We start from the raw sequence: 21,653 nt of genomic DNA on the forward strand, positions 1-21,653 counted from the left end.
CAGGCTGTGCAACATATCAACGACGGGGTAGGAATTGCAGTGGATCTACAGGCTTCCCTTGACGGCGAATCTCAAAGTGCAGTTTCACCCGGTCTGTACCAGTTGACCCCATTTCGGCAATTGTCTGTCCGACTTTGACCTGCTGCCCCTCCCGAACCAACAGCCTGCGGTTGTGACCGTAAGCACTGACGTAGGTATCGCTGTGTTTGATGATGACCAGCTCGCCGTAGCCCCGTAAACCACTCCCGGCGTACACCACTGTCCCATCAGACGCAGCTAAAACAGGCTGTCCCAAATCTCCGGCGATATCAATGCCTTTATTCAAACTACCGTTTGAAGAGAATTTTCCAATCAGCACTCCGTTTGAGGGCCATCCCCAACCGGTCGGTGCAGGCCCGGCAGGTGGCAACGGCGCGGGTGCCGGCTTGCTTGCAGGAGCGGGCGCCGCGGTGCCTGCAGGCCGGGTAATGATGGTGGTTTTGCTGGAGGACGACGGCGAAGATCCGGTGTTTGTCACAACTGCCGTAGGCGCAGAACCGGTGCGGCCGTCGAAACGAATCGTCTGACCGGGATGTATCGTGTAGGGCACGGGAATATTGTTACGGGCTGCGAGCGCCTTGTAGTCCCAGCCATACCGGAAGGCAATCGAGAACAATGTATCGCCTTTGCGCACCACGTATTGCCCGGTGGTCACCGTCGGCTTTTGCGGGACGGCATTGTTACGGTCAACCACCCGTGCGCCGCTGCTTGGCGAGCTGGAGCAGCCGACCAGCACGGAACTGAAGACGAGGCCAAGCACCAGTCGATGAAAGCTTGTTTTACTCATACGCTGCGCAAGACCTGTGAGACTCACCCGCCGCTCCCTTTGTGGTGGCTGAACATGAATGCCTGTATCAGGCTTGAAATATGACGCAAGTATAACTGGGCATTGGAGTTTTACCGGCACACGACGGAAACGAAACATTCATCGCGTTTAATTCCGACTCCCGATCATGTTGACTCGATGGACCCCGCCGTAAGACACATCCCCGCCAACAGAATTCACTGCCCGCGAACAAATGATCAGGCCAGCGGCCCATTGAGCAACGGCACAAAACGCACGGCCCCCAGCACATGCCGGGAAAAGCCTTCGTCCTCACGGATAATGAGCATCAATTGTTGCACTTCGCCGGAGCCCACCGGGATCACCAGGCGTCCGCCTGGGGCAAGTTGATCGAGCAACGCTTGCGGGATATCGGTGGCCACAGCGGTGACGATGATGCCGTTGTACGGCGCCAGCGCCGGCCAGCCTTCCCAGCCGTCACCCCAGCGGAATACCACGTTGCGCAGGTTCAACTCCACCAGACGCTCCTTGGCCCGGTCTTGCAGCACCTTGATGCGCTCGACCGAGAACACCCGCTCCACCAGTTGCGCCAGCACGGCGGTCTGGTAGCCGGAGCCGGTGCCGATTTCCAGCACCTTGTCCAACGGCCCCGCCGCCAGCAGCAGTTCGCTCATGCGCGCCACCATGTACGGTTGGGAGATGGTCTGGTTATGGCCGATGGGCAACGCTGTGTCTTCGTAGGCTCGGTGAGCCAGGGCTTCATCGACAAACAGATGGCGAGGCGTACGCCGGATCACTTCAAGCACCTGAGCGTTGGACAACCCTTCTTCGTACAGGCGCTGGATCAGGCGTTCGCGGGTACGCTGGGACGTCATCCCGATGCCGCGACGCAGCAAGTCGTCTTGTTCACGGCCCATCAGCGCAGCCCCTCCAGCCAGCCATCGAGACCACTGAAGGCATCACTGAAGGTGCGATCAAATTGCAATGGGGTAATCGACACATAGCCTTGCATCACCGCATGAAAGTCCGTGCCTTCACCGCCATCTTCGGCATCACCCGCTGCGGCAATCCAATAGCCTTCCTTGCCACGCGGGTCGACCACCTTCAACGGCGCCGCCGCACGGGCACGATGGCCCAGGCGCGTCAGCTTGATACCGCGAATATGATCAAGGGGCAGGTTGGGAATATTGACGTTGAGCACCGTACGGGGTGGCAGATCCAGAGAGCCATGGGCCTCCACCAGCTTGCGCGCGAAATGCGCAGCGGTTGCCAGGTTATCCAGTTGCCGCGAGGCAAACGAAAAGGCGAACCCAGTACGACCCAGGAAGCGCCCCTCAAGGGCCGCCGCCACGGTCCCGGAATACAGCACATCATCCCCCAGGTTTGCACCCAGGTTGATGCCCGACACCACCAGGTCCGGCGCCTGCTCCAGCAGACTGTTGATTGCCAGGTGGACGCAGTCGGTAGGCGTGCCGTTCACACTGATAAAGCCATTGGCCAGGACTTGCGGGTGCAGCGGACGGTCGAGCGTCAACGAACTGCTGGCGCCACTCTTGTCCTGGTCGGGGGCAACCACCACGCACTCGGCATAATCCTGCAGCGCAGCATAAAGCGCGGCAAGACCGGGTGCGGTGGCACCGTCATCGTTTGATATCAGAATACGCATGGGTTGTCCGTCTGCCCCACCGGCACCAGATCAACAAGCTCGCGCACCAACACAGTGGCGAAGCATCCGGCCGGCAGGACGAATTCCAATTGCAGAATGTCCAGCGAGGGATAATGCCACGTCAAACCGCCAATGGGCAGTCGAAGAATGCGACGTTCCTGGCTCATGCCGGCATTCACCAGCCAATCTCGCAGGTCGGCTTCACCAGCGGCAACCGCCTGTTCCAGCTCGAAGGTTGCACCACTGGCCGGCGAGTCGCCCTCGCCCCACTGCGGCCCGGTCGGGTGCAGGTCCAGGATTGCCAGGCGCGGGTCACTGCATTCCGCTTCGCCAGCCGGGAAAAAACTGCGGCTGTCGGTAAACGCCAGCAGGTCGCCGACCTGGGCTCGTTGCCACGAGCCATCGGCCACACGTGCCGCCAGCACTTTGTTGAACAAAAAGCTGCGGGCGGTGGACAACAACCGCGAACGCACATTGCGCTGCTCCGGCAAGGCTTTGCGGGCGGCCCACTCGCGAGCGTCCATGACATTGCCGCCGTTATGGCCAAAACGCTGGGCACCGAAATAGTTGGGAATGCCGTGTTGGGCAATCTGTTGCAACCGCGCATCGATGGCTGCGGTATCACCGGCCAACTGCGTCAGACGCAAAGTGAACCCATTGGCCGAATGCGCACCGCGCTGCAGCTTGCGCTTGTGGCGAGCGGTCTTGAGAACCTTGAGCGTGTCGTTCTCTGCCGCGCTCATGTCCGGGTCGGCCTTGCCCGGCAGTTGCACGCTGAACCATTGGCGAGTCAACGCCTGGCGATCCTTGAGCCCGGCATAGCTGACGGTGCGTAACGGCACGCCGGCCGCCCTGGCGATACGCCGCGCGGCTTCCTCGGTGTTGAGGCCGCGCTTTTCCACCCACAACCACAGGTGTTCGCCTTCGCCGGTCAGCGGAATGTCCAGCACCTCGTCAACCTGGAAGTCTTCGGCCGTCGCCTTCAGTACCGCGCTGCCCAAGGCCTCGCCATAGGCCCGAGGGCCCAGCAGTTGCAGGTCATTCATGCGCGCAGCAACAAGGCAACGGAGTGCACGGCAATGCCCTCTTCACGGCCGGTGAACCCGAGCTTTTCGGTGGTGGTGGCTTTCACGTTGACTTGATCCAGTTCAATTTGCAGGTCGGCGGCAATCAGCGCGCGCATCGACTCGATATGCGGGGCCATCTTCGGCGCCTGGGCCACGATGGTGTTGTCGACGTTGCCGACTTTCCAGCCCTTGGCATGGATCAGGCCGACCACATGGCGCAGTAAGACTCGGCTGTCCGCGCCCTTGAATGTCGGGTCGGTGTCCGGAAAGTGCTTGCCGATATCACCCAACGCCGCCGCGCCGAGCAAGGCATCGCTCAAGGCATGCAACACGACGTCGCCGTCGGAATGAGCCAGCAAACCATGGTGGTGCGCAATGCGCACGCCGCCCAGGGTGATGAAATCGCCTTCGGCGAAACGGTGCACATCGTAGCCGTGGCCAATACGCATAAAAAAACGCCCCGATTTAATTCAGGGCGTGATTCTACCTACTTTTGCCTCACATTAACCGAGCAAAGCACGGCCATGGTGTCGTAAATGGTCTTCGATGAAGCTGGCGATAAAGAAGTAGCTGTGGTCATAGCCCGGTTGCAGGCGCAGTTCCAGCGGGTGGTTGGCCGCCTTGGCTGCCTGCTGCAGGGCTTCGGGCTTGAGTTGCACGGCGAGGAAGTCGTCGCGGTCGCCCTGGTCAACCAGCAGTGGCAGCTTTTCCGTAGCTTCGCTGATCAGCACACAGGTGTCCCACTCGCGCCATTTTGAACGCTCTTCGCCCAAGTAGTGGGAGAACGCTTTCTGGCCCCACGGGCAATCCATCGGGTTGTTGATCGGCGAAAACGCCGACACCGACAGGTAGCGCCCGGGGTTGCGCAAGGCACAGACCAGCGCACCGTGGCCACCCATGGAGTGGCCGCTGATGCCACGTTTATCCGAGGCAGGGAAATGCCCTTCGATCAACGCCGGCAATTCTTGCACGACGTAGTCATACATCCGGTAGTGCTTGGCCCAGGGTTCCTGGGTGGCATTCAGATAAAAGCCGGCACCGAGACCGAAATCCCAGGCGTTATCCGGGTCGTCCGGCACACCCGGACCTCGCGGGCTGGTGTCCGGCGCCACGATGATCAACCCCAGCTCGGCAGCCATGCGCTGCGCGCCCGCCTTCTGCATGAAGTTCTCATCGGTGCAAGTGAGACCGGACAGCCAGTACAGCACCGGCAATTTGCCGCCCTGCTCCGCTTGCGGCGGCAGGTAGACAGCGAAGGTCATGTCACAACCAAGCACATCGGAATGATGCTTGTAGCGTTTATGCCAGCCGCCGAAACTCTTCTGGCACGACAGGTTTTCCAGACTCATGGCGAACCTCAGAAGTGGATGACGGTACGAATGCTCTTGCCTTCATGCATCAGGTCAAACGCTTTGTTGATGTCTTCCAGGCCCATGGTGTGGGTGATGAAGGTGTCCAGCGGGATCTCGCCGGTCTGGGCCATTTCTACGTAGCTTGGCAGTTCTGAGCGACCACGCACGCCACCGAAGGCCGAACCGCGCCAGACGCGACCGGTCACCAACTGGAATGGACGGGTGGCGATTTCCTGGCCGGCACCGGCCACGCCGATGATCACCGACTCGCCCCAGCCTTTGTGGCAGCACTCGAGGGCGGCGCGCATCAGTTGCACGTTGCCGATACATTCGAAGGAGAAGTCCACGCCGCCGTCGGTGAGGTCGACGATCACGTCCTGGATCGGACGATCGTAGTCTTTCGGGTTGATGCAGTCGGTGGCGCCCAGTTGCTTGGCGATTTCAAACTTGGCCGGGTTGATATCGATGGCGATGATGCGACCCGCCTTGGCCTTGACCGCACCGATCACTGCCGACAGGCCGATACCGCCAAGGCCGAAGATGGCCACGGTATCGCCTGGCTTGACCTTGGCGGTGTTGATTACCGCGCCGATGCCCGTGGTGACGCCGCAACCGAGCAGGCAGACTTTTTCCAGCGGCGCCTCTTTAGGAATCCTGGCCACGGAGATTTCCGGCAGCACGGTGTACTCGGAGAACGTCGAAGTGCCCATGTAGTGGAAAATCGGTTGGCCTTTGTAGGAGAAACGCGTGGTGCCATCCGGCATCAGGCCTTTGCCCTGGGTGGAACGGATGGCCTGGCACAGGTTGGTCTTGCCCGACAGGCAGAACTTGCACTTGCCGCATTCCGGGGTGTACAGCGGGATCACATGATCGCCCACGGCCACCGACGTCACGCCTTCGCCGATCGCTTCAACCACGGCACCGCCTTCGTGACCGAGGATCGACGGGAAGATGCCTTCCGGGTCGGCGCCCGACAGGGTATAGGCGTCGGTATGGCACACGCCGGACGCGACCACGCGCAACAGCACTTCACCCGCCTTGGGCATGGCGACATCCACTTCGACGATCTCAAGGGGCTTCTTGGCTTCGAAGGCTACGGCGGCGCGGGACTTGATCATCCAGGTTTCTCCAGGAGGTTAAAAAACTGAGTGTGTGAGTGTAAAACATGCCTGACTGATGAATAATCCAGGCAAAAGCAAAACTTTATTGCTGTACAGGGATAATCGACGTGCTTGAAAACCGCTGGGAAGGTATCGACGAATTTGTCGCGGTGGCCGAATGCGGCCAATTCACAGCGGCGGCGGAACGGCTGGGGGTGTCGTCTTCCCATATCAGCCGGCAGGTGGCGCGTCTGGAAGAACGCCTGCAAACCCGCTTGCTATATCGCAGTACGCGCAAAGTGACGTTGACCGAAGCAGGCCAGACGTTCCTGCAACACTGCCAACGCCTGCAGGACGGGCGTGAAGAAGCCCTGCGCGCCGTAGGTGACCTCACCAGCGAGCCCAAGGGCATGTTGCGCATGACCTGCGCGGTGGCGTATGGCGAGCGCTTTATCGTGCCGCTGGTCACCCGGTTCATGGGGCTGTATCCGCAGTTGCGGGTGGATATCGAGCTGAGCAACCGCCAGTTGGATCTGGTGCACGAAGGCCTCGACCTGGCGATCCGCCTGGGGCGTCTGCAGGATTCGCGCATGGTCGCCAGCCGACTGGCGCCGAGGCGCATGTACCTGTGTGCGTCGCCGTCCTACCTCGCTCGGTATGGTCGGCCACATAGCTTGTCGGAATTGAGCCGGCATAACTGCCTCATCGGCAGCTCGGATATCTGGCAACTGGCCCAGGACGGCCGGGAATTTTCCCAGCGCGTGCAGGGAAACTGGCGCTGCAACAGTGGGCAAGCGGTGTTGGATGCGGCGTTACAGGGCGTCGGGTTGTGCCAGTTGCCGGACTATTACGTGCTGGAGCATTTGCACAGTGGCGCGCTGGTGTCGTTGCTGGAGGCGCATCAACCGCCGAATACGGCGGTGTGGGCGCTGTATCCACAACAGAGGCATTTGTCGCCGAAGGTCAGGAAGTTGGTGGATTTCTTGAAGGAAGGGTTGGCTGAGAGGCCGGAGTACAGCAGTTGACTGTTGGTGGTTTGGACGGGCCTCATCGGGGGCAAGCCCCCCTCCCACACTTGGAATGCATTTCAATGTGGGAGGGGGCTTGCCCCCGATGAGGTCGACACGGTATCGCGGATTACCTGCGGTTGACCCACCGCAGCCGTAGCCATTCCAGATCTTCGGGCCGGGTCACCTTGATGTTGTCCGAGCGCCCTTCGATCAGGCGTGGCGACTGGCCGGACCACTCCATGGCCGAAGCTTCATCGGTAATCACCGCATCCGCCACCAGACTGTCGGCCAAGGCACGATGCAAAGCCCCAAGGCGGAACATCTGCGGCGTGTAGGCCTGCCAGATCAGGCTGCGATCGACGGTCTCGACCACACGGCCATGTTTGTCAACGCGCTTGAGAGTGTCGCGGGCCGGCACGGCCAGCAGACCACCCACAGGGTCGTTCGCCAGCTCACTTAATAACTTGTCAAGATCATCACGGCTCAGGTTCGGCCGTGCCGCATCATGCACCAACACCCAATCGTCATCACTGGCGCCCAGGGCATTGAGCTGAAGCAGCGCATTGAGCACAGACCCCGAGCGCTCGTCGCCGCCGTCCGCACGCACGATGCGCGGGTCGTTGGCACAAGGCAGGTTGGGCCAGTAAGGATCATCGACAGCAAGACTGACCACCAACCCTTTAAGGTCTGGATGGCCAAGAAAACAGCCAAGGCTGTGTTCGAGAATACTGCGCCCGCCCAGTTGCAGATATTGCTTGGGACGGTCCGCGGCCATACGGGCACCGACGCCCGCGGCAGGAATCACGGCCCAGAAGGCCGGCAAACGGCTACTCATTGGGCCAACTGGTAGAGGGTTTCACCCTCCTTGACCATGCCCAATTCATGACGAGCCCGCTCTTCAACGGTCTCCGTACCTTTTTTCAACTCAAGCACTTCGGCATCGAGGACGCGGTTGCGCTCCAGCAGGCGTTCGTTTTCGGCGTGCTGGTCGGCAATTTGCTGGGTCAGGTCTTTTACCTGCGCAAAGCTGCCATTACCCACCCATAGGCGGTACTGCAGGCCAGCCAGCAGCAAGAGCAAGACGAGGAACAACCAATTGGGACTGCGCATCGAATATCGGGTATCCAGTGAAAAAAGACCGCCATGCAAAACTTTTGCAGCAACTGATAGCACGAAGCCTGGAAAAACCAGGCTTGTGCTTGATAGCCATCAGATTAGCGTCGAAATCCACACTGTCGTGAGTTTTCCGACGCAATCCGCCGACTTTTTACCATGTTTCACCATCAACTAGCGATCAGCCGCGAAACTCGCCGCGACCGTTGTACTTGGCCTTGCCAGCCAGTTGCTCTTCGATACGCAGCAATTGGTTGTACTTGGAAACACGGTCGGAACGGCACAGGGAACCGGTCTTGATCTGGCCAGCCGAGGTGCCCACGGCCAGGTCGGCAATGGTCGAATCTTCGGTTTCGCCGGAGCGGTGCGAGATCACGGCGGTGTAGCCCGCAGCCTTGGCCATCTGGATGGCCTCCAGGGTTTCGGTCAGGGTGCCGATCTGGTTGAACTTGATCAGGATCGAGTTGGCGATCTTTTTATCGATGCCTTCTTTCAGGATCTTGGTGTTGGTCACGAACAGGTCGTCGCCCACCAGTTGGATTTTCTCGCCGATCTTGTCGGTGAGGATTTTCCAGCCGTCCCAGTCGGACTCGTCCAGGCCGTCTTCGATCGAGATGATCGGGTAGCGCTGGGTCAGGCCCTTCAGGTATTCGGCGAAACCTTCGGAGTTGAACACCTGGCCTTCGCCGGACAGGTTGTACTTACCGTCCTCGTAGAACTCGCTGGCCGCGCAGTCCAGGGCCAGGGTCACGTCGGTGCCCAGCTTGTAGCCAGCGTTGGCCACGGCTTCGGAGATCACTTTCAGTGCATCTTCGTTGGACGCCAGGTTCGGTGCAAAACCGCCTTCGTCACCCACCGCAGTGCTCAGGCCACGGGCCTTCAGCACAGCCTTGAGGTGATGGAAAATCTCGGTGCCCATGCGCAGACCTTCGGAGAAGGACTTGGCGCCGACCGGCTGTACCATGAATTCCTGGATATCGACGTTGTTATCGGCATGCTCGCCACCGTTGATGATGTTCATCATCGGTACCGGCATCGAATAGACGCCCGGGGTGCCGTTCAGGTTGGCAATGTGCGCGTACAGCGGCAGGTCCTGGTCCTGTGCGGCGGCCTTGGCGGCAGCCAAGGACACGGCGAGGATGGCGTTGGCGCCCAGGCTGCCTTTGTTTTCGGTGCCGTCGAGCTTGATCATCGCGTGGTCCAGGGCTTTCTGGTCCAGCGGGTCCTTGCCCAGCAACAGGTCACGGATCGGGCCGTTGATGTTGGCCACGGCTTTCAGTACACCTTTGCCCAGGTAACGGCCCTTGTCGCCATCACGCAGTTCCAGCGCTTCGCGCGAACCGGTAGAAGCACCGGACGGCGCGCAGGCGCTGCCGATGATGCCGTTATCGAGAAGCACGTCGGCTTCGACGGTGGGGTTGCCACGGGAGTCGAGAACTTCACGACCTTTGATGTCGACGATTTTTGCCATTGTTGTAAACACTCCAAAGTTGACGAAAACGACGCAGCTGAAGGGAATCTTTTGACCGACCGCAAGGGTGGAACAACGGGGCAGGCTTGCAGGCGACAAGGCTCAGGCCCGTAGGCCTGAGCGTAAAGCGTGGGAAAGTCTACCGGAGAAACGACGCTTACGCGGTCTCTACCGTCGGAAAACTCTTGACCAGTTCGTCCAACTGCTTGAGCTGGGCCAGGAACGGCTCCAGCTTGTCCAGGCGCAGGGCACATGGGCCGTCGCATTTGGCGTTGTCCGGGTCCGGGTGGGCTTCCAGGAACAGGCCAGCCAGGGACTGGCTGATGCCTGCCTTGGCCAGGTCCAGCACCTGGGCACGGCGCCCGCCCGCGGAATCGGCGCGACCACCGGGCATTTGCAGCGCGTGGGTCACGTCGAAGAACACTGGGTATTCGAACTGTTTCATGATGCCGAAACCAAGCATGTCCACCACGAGGTTGTTGTAGCCGAAGCTCGAACCTCGCTCGCAGAGGATCAGTTGGTCGTTACCCGCTTCCACGCACTTGTTCAGGATGTGTTTCATCTCCTGGGGCGCGAGGAACTGGGCTTTCTTGATATTGATCACAGCGCCGGTCCTGGCCATCGCGACGACCAGGTCGGTCTGGCGCGACAGGAAGGCCGGCAACTGGATGATGTCGCACACCTCGGCGACCACGGCAGCCTGCTCAGGCTCGTGGACGTCGGTGATGATCGGCACGCCGAAGGCTTGCTTGATGTCCTGGAAGATCCGCATGCCTTCTTCAAGGCCCGGGCCGCGATAGGAGGTCACGGACGAACGGTTGGCCTTGTCGAAGCTGGCCTTGAATACGTAAGGGATACCGAGCTTCTCGGTGACCTTGACGTACTCTTCACAGACCTGCATCGCCATGTCACGGCTTTCCAGCACGTTCATGCCACCGAACAGCACCATGGGCTTGTCGTTGGCAATCTCGATATCGCCTACGCGAATGATCTTCTGGGCCATCAGGGTTACGCCTTCTTCTGGTGTTGCGTCAGGGCTGCCTTGACGAAACCGCTGAACAACGGGTGACCGTCGCGCGGCGTCGAGGTGAACTCAGGGTGGAACTGGCACGCCACGAACCACGGATGATCCGGCGCCTCGACCACTTCAACCAGCGCGCCGTCACCGGAGCGACCGGAGATCTTCAGGCCGGCCTCTTTGATCTGCGGCAGCAGGTTGTTGTTCACTTCGTAGCGGTGACGGTGACGCTCGACAATCACGTCCTTGCCATAGCAGTCGTGAACCAGCGAGCCCGGCTCCAGCAGGCAGTCCTGCGCACCCAGGCGCATGGTGCCGCCCAGGTCGGAGGCTTCGGTGCGGACTTCGACGGCGCCGGTGGCATCTTCCCACTCGGTGATCAGGCCCACGACCGGGTGACCGCTCTTGCTGTCGAACTCGGTGGAGTTGGCGTCTTTCCAGCCCAGCACGTTACGGGCGAACTCGATGACAGCCACTTGCATGCCCAGGCAGATCCCCAGGTACGGCACCTTGTTTTCACGAGCGTACTGAACCGCGGTGATCTTGCCTTCCACGCCGCGCAGGCCGAAACCGCCTGGCACGAGGATCGCGTCGACACCTTCGAGCAGCGCGGTGCCCTGATTCTCGATGTCTTCGGAGTCGATGTAGCGCAGGTTGACCTTGGTACGGTTGCTGATACCCGCGTGGCTCATCGCTTCGATCAGCGACTTGTACGCGTCCAGCAGCTCCATGTACTTGCCGACCATGGCGATGGTGACTTCGTGCTCAGGGTTGAGCTTGGCGTCGACCACGGCTTCCCACTCGGACAGGTCCGCGCCGTTGCATTGCAGGCCGAAGCGCTCGACCACAAAATCGTCCAGACCTTGGGAGTGCAGGATGCCCGGGATCTTGTAGATGGTGTCGGCGTCTTCCAGCGCGATCACCGCACGTTCTTCAACGTTGGTGAATTGCGCGATCTTGCGACGCGAGGAAATGTCGATCGGGTGATCGGAGCGGCACACCAGCACGTCCGGCTGCAGGCCGATGGAACGCAGTTCCTTGACCGAGTGCTGGGTAGGCTTGGTTTTGGTCTCGCCGGCGGTGGCGATGTACGGCACCAGGGTCAGGTGCATCAGCATCGCGCGCTTGGCGCCGACTTCGAAACGCAACTGGCGGATGGCTTCGAGGAACGGTTGGGACTCGATGTCACCCACGGTGCCACCGATCTCGACCATCGCCACGTCGGCATCGCCGGCACCCTTGATGATGCGGCGCTTGATTTCGTCGGTGATGTGCGGGATCACCTGGATGGTTGCACCCAGGTAGTCACCACGGCGCTCCTTGCGCAGCACGTGCTCGTAGACACGACCGGTGGTGAAGTTGTTGTTCTGGGTCATGGTCGTGCGGATGAACCGCTCGTAGTGGCCCAGGTCCAGGTCGGTTTCGGCGCCGTCGTGGGTGACGAACACTTCACCGTGCTGGAACGGGCTCATGGTGCCCGGGTCAACGTTGATGTACGGGTCCAGCTTGAGCATGGTGACCTTAAGTCCCCGCGCCTCCAGGATGGCCGCCAATGAAGCGGAGGCAATGCCTTTCCCCAATGAAGAAACAACACCGCCCGTGACGAATATGTAGCGCGTCATGAAAAACCCTAGAAGTCTGCGTTAAAGCGGTCCGAGCCGCCGGGGAAAGCGAAGGAAGGCCGAAGCCCCCGATCACCTGCATTAATCACAGTGCACCTTTCAAAAAAACCGCCGCGTGGTGACAGACCAGCAATGAAACACCGGTACGTTGATCGCTACACATTTTTTGGAATCGCCCAGCAAAGACTGCTTGGTAATCGGCAACTGCTGCGATTCAGCCGAATCCACAGAAGTTGTATCAAGAAGGGAGCGTAGTCTACCGGAAAGGCGCTATCAGCTCAAACCTTGATCGCAGGTCTGTGGCATCCAATGTAATTGCCAGTCATCACTTGCCGCCGGCCACAGTCCCACAAGGCTGGGTGCACCCAGCAATTGCTGGCCGCGATACAGCAGCGGCAATCTGCCACGGACGAAACCCGGCAGGCCACTTTCGTTAAGCAGGCGCTTCAAATCACGCCGGCCTCGACCGGGTACGTCGAGGATTTCGCCGCCCTGGCGGTAGCGGACCTCCAGCGGGCCTGCGGGCACGCTGCCCGTGAGCGTCAACTGACCATTACCGGGTAACTCTAGTGGGTTTTGTGGATCGGACCAGCTCAGCGATGCGTCGGAAAATTCTGATCCTGCGCGAGGCAGCCACCAGATGCGCTCGCCACCGCGATGCAACTCACCGTCGGCCAGGCGCCATAGAGGTTGTGCGTCACCCCTGGCATCGCGCAGGGAATACCAGCCTGCCCAGTGGTCACTGTCGGGCAGGCGCGTCAGCGGCGTCAGCCAATGACGCAGGGCGTTGCGCTGACGGGCGTCGGAAAGCTCACGCAGCGGCGTAAGAGCCAAGGACGGCAAATTCAGCCAGGGAAAAGGGGAAGGTTGATCGGCGGCCTGCAGGTCCATCTGCGCCAGCTCATCGAGCAGGCCCTGGGCTTCACTCAGGTGTTCGGCGGTGCGCGCCAGGCTTGAGACGGCCTGAGGCCAGCGTTCCGTCAGTGCAGGAAGCACGCGGTGACGCAGGTAATTACGGGAGAAACGCAAATCTGCGTTTGAAGGGTCTTCGATCCATTTGAGCTGATACTGGCGTGCGTAGGCTTCCAACTCGTCCCTGGAGACACGCAACAATGGCCTTACCAGGTAGCCACTTGCCAATCGGCGCTGCACGGGCATCGCTGCCAACCCGCGCACCCCAGCCCCACGCAGCAGGCGGAACAACAGCGTTTCTGCCTGGTCTTCACGATGCTGGCCGGTGAGCATCACCTGCCCCGCCCCGATCACCTCGGTAAATGCCTGGTAGCGCGCATCACGGGCGGCACGCTCGAGGCTGGCGCCGGGTTGTACCTGCACGCCCATCACGCGCAAAGGCACGCCCAGGCTGTCACAGATCGACTGGCAATGAGCCGGCCACGCGTCGGCGGCAGCCTGCAGGCCGTGGTGGACATGGACAGCGCTGAGGGGTGGCAGGGTTTCGGTTTTCGCCAGGTTGGCCAGGAGGTGCAGCAGGACGGTGGAATCAAGGCCACCGGAGAGTGCGATGTGCCAGGCCGGGGCGTTGCGCCAAGGCGCTAGGATTTGCATGAGTTTGGCGGGCAGAGCCGGTTTCATGACAAGTTACCGCCTCTGGTCTGGAATACGCTCACCAAGCATACACAACGCAAATGTGGGAGGGGGCAAGCCCCCTCCCACATTTGGGTATTGCGTGGGTCTTAGAGACCGTAGCTCATCAGGCGCTCGTAACGACGAGCCAGCAGCGCTTCGTTATCCATCTTCTTGAGCATCGCCAGTTGCGAACCCAGTTCGGCACGGATGGTCGCAGCAGCAGCAGCCGGGTCACGGTGAGCGCCGCCCAATGGCTCGGCGATCACTTTGTCCACGATCCCAAGGCCTTTGAGGCGATCGGCGGTGATGCCCATGGCTTCGGCAGCGTCCGGTGCCTTTTCGGCGGTTTTCCATAGGATCGAGGCGCAACCTTCCGGCGAGATCACCGCGTAGGTCGAGTATTGCAGCATGTTCAACTGGTCGCAGACGCCGATGGCCAGTGCACCGCCGGAACCGCCTTCACCAATCACGGTGGCAATGATCGGGGTTTTCAGGCGGGCCATGACGCGCAGGTTCCAGGCGATAGCTTCGCTCTGGTTACGCTCTTCGGCGTCGATCCCCGGATAAGCGCCCGGGGTGTCGATGAAGGTCAGGATCGGCATCTTGAAGCGCTCGGCCATTTCCATCAGGCGGCACGCCTTGCGGTAGCCTTCTGGACGCGGCATGCCAAAGTTGCGGCGGACCTTCTCGCGCACTTCACGGCCTTTCTGGTGACCGATCACCATCACCGGCTGGTCGTCCAGGCGAGCGATACCGCCGACGATGGCCGCGTCGTCGGAGAAGTGGCGGTCGCCATGCAGCTCGTCGAACTCGGTGAAGATGTGCTGAATGTAGTCCAGGGTGTACGGACGGCGCGGGTGGCGAGCCAGGCGCGCAATCTGCCAGCTGGTAAGCTTGCCGAAGATGTCTTCGGTGAGCGTTTTGCTCTTGTCTTGCAGGCGGGAGATCTCATCGCCGATATTCAGCGAATTGTCATTGCCGACCAGGCGCAGCTCTTCGATCTTGGCTTGCAGGTCAGCGATCGGCTGTTCGAAATCAAGAAAATTCGGGTTCATAAGCGTCCGTCTTGGGTCGACGGCCAGGGCGTGCCTGGCCAGCCGGTTGTCTATTCGCGCCCTACCTTAAGGGAGAGGCGCGTTTAGGTCGAGATTAAATGTTTAGCCGAGGTCAGACATATCTGACCATCAACGGTATTGGAGGAAGACGTTGTCTCGCCCGAACTGGTCACGCAAAGCTTGAATCAAGCCATCAGCGGGATCGATTCGCCAGGTCTCGCCAAACTGCAACATGGCCTTGGCGTCATTGCCGGTGTACTCCATGGTCACCGGGCACGCGCCACGGTGGCGTTTGAGCAGGTCGCCCAACCAGCGTAGCTGATCGCCCTTGAGCGCTTCGGTTTTCACCTTCAAGCGCAGGCTCTCGGCCAGATTGGTGCGCGCATCTTCCATGCTCATCACCCGCTTGATCCGCAGGCGCAGGCCGCCGGAGAAGTCATCGTTGCTGACCTCCCCTTCGACGACCACCATGGCGTCGGTCTGCAACAACGACTGGGCGGAGTGGAACGCGTCGGCAAACAGCGACGCTTCGATGCGGCCCGAGCGGTCGTCGAGGGTGATAAACCCCATCTTGTCGCCCTTCTTGTTCTTCATCACCCGCAGGGCAATGATCATGCCGGCGACGGTCTGGGTGTCCCGCGCCGGTTTCAAGTCGATGATGCGCTGACGGGCGAAGCGACGGATTTCACCTTCGTATTCGTCAATCGGATGGCCGGTCAGGTACAAGCCCAGGGTATCTTTCTCACCCTTGAGGCGTTCCTTGAGGGTCAGTTCCTTGGCCTTGCGGTGGTTACCGTAGACATCCGCATCGTCTTCGACGAACAACCCGCCAAACAGGTCGGCATGGCCGCTGTCATGGGTACGTGCAGTCTGTTCGGCCGCCTTGATCGCTTCTTCCATGGCGGCGAGCAGCACCGCACGGTTACGGTCGATATTGGCCTGGTAGGCCTTCGGCTCGTCATGGAAATACGGGCCAAGACGGTCGAGCGCGCCGCTGCGGATCAGGCCATCGAGGGTTCGTTTGTTGATGCGCTTGAGGTCCACCCGTGCGCAGAAGTCGAACAGGTCCTTGAACGGACCGTCCTGGCGCGCTTCGGTAATGGCTTCCACCGGGCCTTCACCGACGCCTTTGATCGCGCCCAGGCCATAGATGATGCGGCCTTCGTCGTTTACCGTGAACTTGAACTCCGAGGCGTTCACATCCGGCGCATCAAGGCGCAGCTTCATGGTGCGCACTTCCTCGATCAAGGTCACGACCTTGTCGGTGTTGTGCATATCCGCCGAAAGTACCGCAGCCATGAACGGCGCCGGGTAGTGGGCTTTCAGCCAGGCAGTCTGGTACGACACCAGGCCGTAGGCGGCGGAGTGGGATTTGTTGAAGCCGTAACCGGCGAATTTCTCCACCAGGTCGAAGATGTTACCCGCGAGGTCGGCGTCGATATTGTTGGTCGCGCAACCTTCAATGAAACCGCCGCGCTGCTTGGCCATTTCCTCGGGTTTTTTCTTACCCATGGCTCGACGCAGCATGTCCGCGCCACCCAGGGTGTAACCGGCCATCACCTGGGCAATCTGCATCACCTGTTCCTGATACAGGATGATGCCGTAGGTCGGTGCCAATACCGGCTTGAGGCCTTCGTACTGGTAGTCCGAGTGCGGGTAGGCCAGCTCGGCGCGCCCGTGTTTACGGTTGATAAAGTCGTCCACCATGCCCGATTGCAGCGGGCCCGGACGGAACAGGGCCACCAGTGCGATCAAGTCTTCCAGGCAGTCGGGCTTGAGCTTTTTGATCAGCTCTTTCATGCCGCGCGATTCAAGCTGGAATACCGCCGTGGTTTCGGCTTTTTGCAGCAGGGTGTAGGTCGGCTTGTCGTCCAGCGGGATGAAAGCGATGTCCAGCGGTTCTTCGCCCACCTTGGCGCGGTCGCGGTTGATGGTCTTGAGCGCCCAGTCGATGATGGTCAGGGTCCGCAGGCCGAGGAAGTCGAACTTCACCAGGCCGGCCGCCTCCACGTCATCCTTGTCGAACTGGGTGACCAGGCCGTCGCCTTCTTCATCGCAATAGATCGGCGAAAAGTCAGTCAACTTTGTCGGCGCGATGACCACGCCACCCGCGTGCTTACCGACGTTACGCACCACGCCTTCAAGCTTGCGGGCCATCTCCCAGATCTCGGCCGCTTCTTCATCGACCTTGATGAAGTCGCGCAGGATTTCTTCCTGCTCGTAGGCCTTTTCCAGGGTCATGCCGACTTCGAACGGGATCATCTTCGACAGGCGATCCGCCAGGCCGTAAGACTTGCCCTGCACCCGGGCCACGTCGCGGATTACCGCTTTGGCCGCCATGGAACCGAAGGTGATGATCTGGCTTACCGCGTTGCGGCCGTATTTCTCGGCCACATATTCGATCACGCGGTCACGGCCATCCATGCAGAAGTCGACGTCGAAGTCGGGCATGGAAACCCGTTCCGGGTTCAGGAAACGTTCGAACAGCAGGTCATATTCCAACGGATCAAGGTCGGTGATCTTTTGCACATAGGCCACCAGCGAACCGGCACCTGACCCCCGGCCCGGACCAACCGGCACGCCGTTGTTCTTGGCCCACTGGATAAAGTCCATCACGATCAGGAAGTAACCGGGGAATCCCATCTGGATGATGATATCCAGCTCGAAATTCAGCCGGTCCACATAAACCTGGCGCTTGGCCTCGTAATCTTCGGTGGTGTCCCTGGGCAGCAGAACGGCCAGCCGCTCTTCCAGCCCGTCGAACGAGACTTTGCGGAAGTACTCGTCGATGGTCATGCCATCCGGAATCGGGAAGTTGGGCAGGAAGTGCTTGCCCAGCTTGACCTCGATATTGCAGCGCTTGGCGATCTCGACGGAGTTTTCCAGCGCCTCGGGCAGGTCGCTGAACAGCTCGGCCATTTCCTCAGCGCTTTTGAGGTACTGCTCTTCGCTGTAGTTCTTCGAACGACGCGGGTCATCCAGGGCCCGGCCTTCACCGATGCACACGCGGGTTTCGTGGGCTTCGAAGTCTTCCTTCTTGATGAAGCGCACGTCGTTGGTCGCCACCAGTGGCGCGCCCAGCTTGTCGGCCAGGGCCACCGCAGCGTGCAGGTGCTCTTCATCGTTGGGGCGGTTGGTCCGCTGGACTTCCAGGTAAAAACGGTCGGGGAAGACCTGCATCCATTCCCTGGCCAGCACTTCGGCTTCTTGGGGGTTGCCGCCCAGCAGCGCGATACCAATTTCGCCCTCTTTGGCGGCCGACAGCATGATCAGGCCTTCGCTGGCCTCGGCGACCCATTCGCGCTCGATGATGATCGAGCCATTGCGCTGGCCGTCAATGAAACCACGGGAAATCAGTTCAGTGAGGTTGCGGTAACCCACGCCGTTCATCGCCAGCAGGCTGATGCGGCTCAGGGGGTTATCCGGGTCTTTGTTGGACAGCCACAGGTCGGCGCCGCAGATCGGCTTGATGCCGGCGCCCATGGCGTTCTTGTAGAACTTGACCAGGGAACACATGTTGTTCTGATCGGTGACCGCCACCGCAGGCATGTTCATGCCCACCAGGGTTTTGACCAGCGGTTTGATCCGTACCAGGCCGTCGACCAGGGAGTATTCAGTGTGCAGGCGTAGGTGAACGAATGAAGCCGGCATAGTGATCTCTTATACGTGGAAACAACAAGGCCCGGATTGTACCGGGCCTTGGCAAAAACATCAGCCTCGCGACTACACCTCGCTGAGACTCTCCCGCGCCTCGCAAGCCTGGCGCACCGGAGCGAACGAGCGGCGATGGATCGGTGTCGGGCCAAGACGTGCGAGGGCTTCCAGATGAACGGGCGTCGGGTAGCCTTTATGACCGCCGATGCCATAGCCGGGATAGATCAGTTCGAAAGCCGCCATTTCACGATCACGACTGACCTTTGCCAGGATGGAGGCCGCCGCGATCGCCGGCACCTTGCTATCGCCCTTCACCACCGCTTCCGATGGCATGGCCAGTCTGGGGCAGCGGTTGCCATCGATCATCGCCAGTTTGGGCGTAATGTGCAGGCCCTCCACTGCACGCTGCATGGCGAGCATGGTGGCGTGGAGGATGTTCAGCTCGTCGATTTCCTCAACTTCGGCCCGGGCGATGTGCCAGCTCAGGGCTTTCTCGCAAATCTCGTCGTAGAGCTTTTCACGGCGCGCTTCGGTGAGTTTTTTCGAGTCGTTGAGGCCGAGGATCGGACGGTTCGGATCAAGAATCACCGCCGCCGTGACGACCGCACCGCACAAAGGTCCGCGCCCGACCTCGTCAACACCGGCTACCAGTTCGTGGGCTTGGGCAACCAGGCTGAAATCCAGGCCCATTTGCGTACTCATAACACCTCCTGCTTCTGGCCGATCAGAGTCAACACGGCGTCTGCCGCCTGGTTCGAGGCGTCACGGCGCAGTATGCGATGGATGTCGTCGAAACCACGGGTCTGTTCTTCGCCACCCTCGATCAAGGGGAGCAAGGTTTGCGCGAGCGCCTCAGGCGTTGCATCGTCCTGCAACAACTCCGGCACCAACAGGCGCTGGGCCAGCAGGTTGGGCAGGGAGATGTAAGGACTTTTGACCATGCGCTTGAGAATCCAGAACGTCAGCGGCGCCAGGCGGTAGGCCACGACCATCGGGCGCTTGTACAGCAAGGCCTCCAGCGTGGCCGTCCCCGAAGCGATCAATACCGCATCGCAGGCCGCCAGGGCCAGGTGCGATTGACCATCGAGCAGGGTCAACGGCAGGTTGCGCCCTTCCAGCAATGTCTCGATCTGCACACGCCGTTGCGGGCTTGCGCAGGGCAACACGAAACGTACGCCCGGCTTCAAGACCTGCAGACGCTCTGCGGCGTCGAAAAATACCGAGGCCAGGCGGCCGACTTCGCCGCCCCGGCTGCCCGGCATCAGCGCAACCAATGGGCCGTCGGGCAAGCCCAACTCGGCACGCGCGGCCGCGCGATCCGCCTGCAAGGGAATAGTGTCGGCCAGGGTGTGCCCGACAAACCGCACCGGCACGCCCTTTTCTTCATAGAACCGCGCTTCGAACGGCAGTAAGGTCAGCATCAGGTCGCAGCCTTCGCGGATCTTGAGCACGCGCTTCTGCCGCCATGCCCAGACGGACGGGCTGACATAGTGCACTGTCTTGATGCCGGCCTGGCGCAACTTGAGTTCGATATTGAGGGTGAAGTCCGGCGCGTCGATTCCGATAAAGACGTCCGGCTTTTCTTCGATCAGGGTCTGGATCAGCAGCTTGCGGCGGGCCAGCAGCTCGCGCAGGCGGCCCAGCACCTCGACCAACCCCATGACAGACAAACGCTCCATGGGGAAGTAGGACGTAAGCCCCTCAGCCTGCATCAGCGGGCCGCCGACGCCGATGAACTCTACCGCTGGATGCTGGGCCTTGAGGGCCCGCATAAGACCTGCACCCAGAATGTCGCCGGAAGCTTCCCCGGCCACCAGCGCGATACGCAGATTAGCCATGATCAGCGGGTGATGCCGCGAGTCGACGCCTGGATCGAGTCACGGAACACCGCGACTTCCGGGAACAACGCTGCCGGCTCGGTCAGTTGGGTCAACGCCTGGTCCACCGTGAGCCCCTGGCGGTAAACCACCTTGTAGGCGCGGCGCAGGGCGTGGATGGCTTCTTCGCTGAAACCCCGACGACGCATGCCTTCGAAGTTCATGCTACGGGCTTCGGCGGGGTTACCGAATACCGTGACGAATGCCGGAACATCCTTGCCAATGGCGGTACCCATGCCGGAAAAGCTGTGAGCACCGATATGGCAGTACTGATGCACCAGGGTGAAACCGGACAGGATTGCCCAATCGTCAACATGCACATGGCCGGCCAACGCGGTGTTATTGACCAGGATGCAATGGTTGCCGATCACGCTGTCGTGGCCGATATGGGCGTAGGCCATGACCAGGTTGTGGTCACCCAGCGTGGTCTCGGCCCGATCCTGCACTGTGCCACGGTGAATGGTCACGCCTTCACGGATGATGTTGTGATCACCGATTACCAGGCGGGTCTCTTCACCCTTGTACTTCATGTCCGGGGTGTCTTCGCCTACCGAGGAGAACTGGTAGATGCGATTGTACTTGCCAATGCGGGTCGGACCTTTGAGGATCACGTGCGGCCCGATGACAGTCCCCTCGCCGATTTCCACACCTGCGCCGATGATCGACCAGGGGCCGACCTCAACGTCGGCGGCCAGAACGGCCGACGGATCGATGATTGCGCGAGGGTCAATCAAACTCATAGTTTGCGTTCCGCACAGATGATCTCGGCAGAGCACACCGGCTTGCCATCCACCGAGGCCTGGCATTCGAACTTCCAGATCTGGCGCTTGCAGCTGATGAACTTGGCTTCCAGGATCAACTGGTCACCCGGGGTAACCGGATTGCGGAAACGCAACTTGTCGGAGCCCACGAAATAGTAAAGCGTGCCATCGGCAGGCTTGAGGTCGAGCATTTTGAAACCAAGGATACCGGCAGCCTGGGCCATCGCCTCGATGATCAACACACCCGGCATGATCGGATGCGCAGGAAAGTGACCATTGAAGAACGGTTCGTTGATGCTGACATTCTTGTAGGCACGAATGCGCTTTTCCTCGACATTGAGGTCCACTACGCGATCCACCAACAGGAACGGGTAACGGTGAGGCAGGTATTCGCGAATCTCGTTGATGTCCATCATTTCGGGGGGAAGCCTGTAATAAAGATTGGGGGCGGGCGAACTAAAAGCACGCCCCGCTAGC

General features: G+C 60.5%; 20 protein-coding genes. 1 reads left to right on the top strand and 19 read right to left on the bottom strand.

The features are described from left to right. Positions 1-16: 16 nt before the first annotated feature. The 7 genes from BMX59_RS00730 to BMX59_RS00760 form a co-directional block, all read right to left on the bottom strand. Positions 17-853 (bottom strand): peptidoglycan DD-metalloendopeptidase family protein, encoded by an 837-nt coding sequence (locus BMX59_RS00730; protein WP_092241185.1) that lies wholly within the window; start codon positions 851-853, stop codon positions 17-19. A 209-nt stretch (positions 854-1,062) separates the two neighbouring features. Beyond that, the gene (locus BMX59_RS00735) at positions 1,063-1,698 is read right to left on the bottom strand and encodes a protein-L-isoaspartate(D-aspartate) O-methyltransferase (RefSeq protein ID WP_170856035.1); all 636 of its coding nucleotides are present in this window, start codon (positions 1,696-1,698) and stop codon (positions 1,063-1,065) included. 41 nt (positions 1,699-1,739) lie between these two features. Next, positions 1,740-2,489, bottom strand: coding sequence for a 5'/3'-nucleotidase SurE (gene surE / locus BMX59_RS00740; RefSeq protein WP_071488814.1), 750 nt, complete (start codon positions 2,487-2,489; stop codon positions 1,740-1,742). After that, positions 2,477-3,535 carry a tRNA pseudouridine(13) synthase TruD gene (truD, locus tag BMX59_RS00745; protein WP_093119316.1) on the bottom strand — a complete coding sequence of 353 codons (1,059 nt, stop codon included), beginning with the start codon at positions 3,533-3,535 and terminating at the stop codon, positions 2,477-2,479. Before truD ends, surE begins: the two co-directional genes overlap by 13 nt. After that, positions 3,532-4,005: a 2-C-methyl-D-erythritol 2,4-cyclodiphosphate synthase gene (ispF, locus tag BMX59_RS00750; RefSeq protein WP_012722614.1), complete on the bottom strand. Its 474-nt coding sequence runs from the start codon at positions 4,003-4,005 to the stop codon at positions 3,532-3,534. Before ispF ends, truD begins: the two co-directional genes overlap by 4 nt. 54 nt (positions 4,006-4,059) lie before the next feature. After that, entirely contained in the window at positions 4,060-4,905 is an 846-nt protein-coding gene (gene fghA, locus BMX59_RS00755; RefSeq protein ID WP_093119319.1) for an S-formylglutathione hydrolase, read from the bottom strand. Between the two features lie 8 nt (positions 4,906-4,913). Continuing rightward, on the bottom strand, positions 4,914-6,026 hold the full coding sequence (locus BMX59_RS00760; RefSeq protein ID WP_071488811.1) for an S-(hydroxymethyl)glutathione dehydrogenase/class III alcohol dehydrogenase: 1,113 nt from the start codon (positions 6,024-6,026) through the stop codon (positions 4,914-4,916). Between the two features lie 110 nt (positions 6,027-6,136). Here BMX59_RS00760 and BMX59_RS00765 point away from each other — a divergent pair, with 110 nt between their 5' ends. Then, the gene (locus BMX59_RS00765) at positions 6,137-7,033 is read left to right on the top strand and encodes a LysR substrate-binding domain-containing protein (RefSeq protein WP_071488810.1); all 897 of its coding nucleotides are present in this window, start codon (positions 6,137-6,139) and stop codon (positions 7,031-7,033) included. Positions 7,034-7,145: 112 nt separating this feature from the next. On the opposite strand, the gene ispD is transcribed toward BMX59_RS00765, so the two are convergent. From ispD to fabZ, 12 genes are all read right to left on the bottom strand, one after another. Then, complete coding sequence (gene ispD / locus BMX59_RS00770; RefSeq protein WP_093119322.1) at positions 7,146-7,853, bottom strand: 2-C-methyl-D-erythritol 4-phosphate cytidylyltransferase; 708 nt, start codon at positions 7,851-7,853, stop codon at positions 7,146-7,148. Further along, positions 7,850-8,128 (bottom strand): cell division protein FtsB, encoded by a 279-nt coding sequence (gene ftsB, locus BMX59_RS00775; RefSeq protein ID WP_003172294.1) that lies wholly within the window; start codon positions 8,126-8,128, stop codon positions 7,850-7,852. The genes ispD and ftsB overlap by 4 nt, the downstream gene beginning before the upstream one ends. 184 nt (positions 8,129-8,312) lie before the next feature. Further along, complete coding sequence (eno, locus tag BMX59_RS00780; protein ID WP_071488808.1) at positions 8,313-9,602, bottom strand: phosphopyruvate hydratase; 1,290 nt, start codon at positions 9,600-9,602, stop codon at positions 8,313-8,315. Positions 9,603-9,759: 157 nt separating this feature from the next. Beyond that, the gene (kdsA, locus tag BMX59_RS00785; RefSeq protein WP_027604465.1) at positions 9,760-10,605 is read right to left on the bottom strand and encodes a 3-deoxy-8-phosphooctulonate synthase; all 846 of its coding nucleotides are present in this window, start codon (positions 10,603-10,605) and stop codon (positions 9,760-9,762) included. 5 nt (positions 10,606-10,610) lie between these two features. Then, positions 10,611-12,242, bottom strand: coding sequence for a CTP synthase (locus tag BMX59_RS00790; RefSeq protein WP_071488807.1), 1,632 nt, complete (start codon positions 12,240-12,242; stop codon positions 10,611-10,613). 273 nt (positions 12,243-12,515) lie between these two features. Beyond that, on the bottom strand, positions 12,516-13,835 hold the full coding sequence (gene tilS / locus BMX59_RS00795) for a tRNA lysidine(34) synthetase TilS (RefSeq protein ID WP_093119324.1): 1,320 nt from the start codon (positions 13,833-13,835) through the stop codon (positions 12,516-12,518). A gap of 101 nt (positions 13,836-13,936) precedes the next feature. Then, positions 13,937-14,884, bottom strand: coding sequence for an acetyl-CoA carboxylase carboxyltransferase subunit alpha (locus BMX59_RS00800; RefSeq protein WP_093119327.1), 948 nt, complete (start codon positions 14,882-14,884; stop codon positions 13,937-13,939). Positions 14,885-15,013: 129 nt separating this feature from the next. Next, complete coding sequence (dnaE, locus tag BMX59_RS00805) at positions 15,014-18,535, bottom strand: DNA polymerase III subunit alpha (protein WP_071488805.1); 3,522 nt, start codon at positions 18,533-18,535, stop codon at positions 15,014-15,016. Positions 18,536-18,607: 72 nt separating this feature from the next. Next, positions 18,608-19,240, bottom strand: coding sequence for a ribonuclease HII (rnhB, locus tag BMX59_RS00810; RefSeq protein WP_071488804.1), 633 nt, complete (start codon positions 19,238-19,240; stop codon positions 18,608-18,610). Further along, positions 19,237-20,376, bottom strand: coding sequence for a lipid-A-disaccharide synthase (gene lpxB, locus BMX59_RS00815; protein ID WP_093119329.1), 1,140 nt, complete (start codon positions 20,374-20,376; stop codon positions 19,237-19,239). Before lpxB ends, rnhB begins: the two co-directional genes overlap by 4 nt. A gap of 2 nt (positions 20,377-20,378) precedes the next feature. After that, on the bottom strand, positions 20,379-21,155 hold the full coding sequence (gene lpxA / locus BMX59_RS00820; RefSeq protein WP_071488802.1) for an acyl-ACP--UDP-N-acetylglucosamine O-acyltransferase: 777 nt from the start codon (positions 21,153-21,155) through the stop codon (positions 20,379-20,381). Then, positions 21,152-21,592, bottom strand: coding sequence for a 3-hydroxyacyl-ACP dehydratase FabZ (fabZ, locus tag BMX59_RS00825; RefSeq protein WP_003172281.1), 441 nt, complete (start codon positions 21,590-21,592; stop codon positions 21,152-21,154). Before fabZ ends, lpxA begins: the two co-directional genes overlap by 4 nt. Between the last annotated feature and the right edge of the window lie 61 nt (positions 21,593-21,653).

The organism is Pseudomonas sp. NFR09, assembly GCF_900111535.1.
In the GTDB taxonomy this organism is placed as follows: Bacteria; Pseudomonadota; Gammaproteobacteria; order Pseudomonadales; family Pseudomonadaceae; genus Aquipseudomonas; species Aquipseudomonas extremorientalis.